We start from the raw sequence: 1,816 nt of genomic DNA, 5'->3' as shown, positions 1-1,816 counted from the left end.
GCCTCGGCCTCATCAACGAAGTGGGTTCGTGGTTGCGCAGCCTGGAGCCTCGTCATATCGCCGAGTTCCTGATCGGCGGCGTTTCCGCCGATGACTTGCCGGACAGCTTTGGCGGCAAGACCATTCAGATGTTCCGCGATTTCCTGGGGCACTCCAGCTTCATTCTGCCGCCGCTGCCCAACACCCAGTTCACCCGCGACACCACCTGCTGGATCTACGGCGGCGTGACGTTGAACCCGATGTACTGGCCGGCGCGCCGTCAGGAAACCCTGCTGGCCACGGCCATCTACAAATTCCACCCGCAATTCACCAACGCCGACTTCCAGATCTGGTATGGCGATCCGGACCAGGACCATGGCAGCGCCACTCTTGAGGGCGGCGACGTGATGCCGATCGGCAACGGCGTGGTATTGATCGGCATGGGCGAGCGCTCGTCCCGTCAGGCTATCGGTCAATTGGCGGTCAACCTGTTCAAGAACAAAGCGGTCGAACGTGTGATTGTCGCCGGCCTGCCGAAGTCCCGCGCAGCGATGCACCTGGACACCGTGTTCAGCTTCTGCGACCGCGACCTCGTGACCATTTTCCCGGAAGTAGTCAACCAGATCGTCGCCTTCAGCGTGCGCCCTGATGAAAGCAAACCGGGTGGCGTCGACATTCGCCGCGAAGAAACCAGCTTCCTCGACACCGTGGCCAAGGCCCTCAACCTCAAAGCGCTGCGCGTCGTCGAAACCGGCGGCAACAGCTTCGCCGCCGAACGCGAGCAATGGGACGACGGCAACAACGTGGTCGCCGTGGAGCCAGGCGTGGTGATCGGTTATGACCGCAACACCTACACCAACACCCTGCTGCGCAAGGCTGGCATCGAGGTCATCACCATCAGCGCCGGTGAACTCGGTCGCGGACGTGGCGGCGGCCACTGCATGACCTGCCCGATCATTCGCGACCCTATCGACTATTAACTTTCAAACCCTGGCCGCGCTTATCCAGCGCGGCCCGGGGGATTACCGATACCAAAGGAGATCCAATCATGGCTTTTAATATGCGCAATCGCAGCCTGCTGAGTTTGATGCACCACACCACTCGCGAGCTGAATTACCTGCTGGACCTGTCCCGTGACCTCAAACGCGCCAAGTACACCGGCACCGAGCGTCCACATCTGCAAGGCAAAAATATTGCGCTGATCTTCGAAAAAACCTCGACCCGCACCCGGTGCGCCTTCGAAGTCGCGGCCCATGACCAGGGTGCCCACGTCACTTACATCGACCCGGTGTCGTCGCAGATCGGCCACAAGGAAAGCATGAAAGACACCGCCCGCGTGCTGGGGCGGATGTTCGACGCCATCGAGTACCGCGGCTTCGAACAGGAAATCGTCGAAGAGCTGGCCCAGTTCGCCGGCGTGCCGGTGTTCAACGGTCTGACCGCTGAATTCCACCCGACGCAAATGATCGCCGACACCCTGACCATGCGCGAACACAGCGACAAACCGCTGCACGACATCAGCTACGCCTACCTCGGCGATGCGCGCTACAACATGGGCAATTCGTTGCTGATGATCGGCGCCAAACTCGGCATGGATGTGCGCATCGCCGCACCGAAAGCGCTGTGGCCACATCAGGATTTCATCGACCAGTGCCAGGCCTTCGCCGCCGAAAGCGGCGCGCGTCTCACCATCACCGAAGACCCGAAAGAAGCGGTCAAGGGCGTGGACTTCATCCATACCGACATCTGGGTGTCGATGGGTGAGCCGGTGGAAGCGTGGGATGAGCGCATCGAGCAACTGCTGCCGTACCAGGTCAACGCCAACATGATGAAGGCT

2 protein-coding genes are annotated in these 1,816 nt (G+C 60.9%); both read left to right on the top strand.

What is annotated here, in order from left to right:
- A partial coding sequence (locus tag AACY49_RS29500; protein WP_339527695.1) for an arginine deiminase occupies positions 1-959 on the top strand: 959 nt, incomplete at its 5' end.
- 68 nt (positions 960-1,027) lie between these two features.
- The coding region (gene argF, locus AACY49_RS29495) for an ornithine carbamoyltransferase (RefSeq protein ID WP_339527693.1) at positions 1,028-1,816 on the top strand (789 nt) is incomplete at its 3' end.

The sequence above is a fragment of the Pseudomonas sp. EL_65y_Pfl2_R96 genome, from assembly GCF_963970905.1.
GTDB lineage: Bacteria > Pseudomonadota > Gammaproteobacteria > Pseudomonadales > Pseudomonadaceae > Aquipseudomonas.
Note: the sequence above shows the minus strand (reverse complement) of the source record. Positions and strands in the feature narration are given on the sequence as shown.